This window comes from Corallococcus terminator (assembly GCF_003611635.1).
Lineage (GTDB): Bacteria > Myxococcota > Myxococcia > Myxococcales > Myxococcaceae > Corallococcus > Corallococcus terminator.
On record NZ_RAVZ01000857.1, the window covers coordinates 1 to 382 of the forward strand.

General features: G+C 37.2%; 1 protein-coding gene. It reads right to left on the reverse strand.

Features of this window, described 5'->3' with window-relative positions; translation table 11 throughout:
* Positions 1–114 precede the first annotated feature (114 nt).
* A partial coding sequence (locus tag D7V88_RS42480; protein WP_443651673.1) for a hypothetical protein occupies positions 115–382 on the reverse strand: 268 nt, incomplete at its 5' end.

A 382-nucleotide genomic window follows, 5' to 3' on the forward strand; every position in this document is an offset into this window, starting at 1 on the left:
GTTAATAGTGTCGCAAATAGGGTACCGAATAACGCAAATTCGGCTGTAATGAAAATCCAAAAGCCAAGCTTATTTAATTCGCCTTCATGTGTGCGTGAATCAATAGTGTTTGTATCATGACTCATGACTTACAGCCTCCCTTTCTTTAATACGCGCTTCTCTTAATCTAGCTTCAGTTTCTGCAACTTCAGCAGCAGGGATATGATATCCGTGATCGATTTGGAAACTGCGATAAATCATAGTACCAAAAATACCGAATAAACAAATTAATGCTGGAATTACAGTTTCGAAAATTAAGAAGAAACCGCCGATAGTCATAAAGATACCAATCCAGAATCCAACAGGAGTATTGTTTGGCATATGAATGTCTTTGTAATTATGG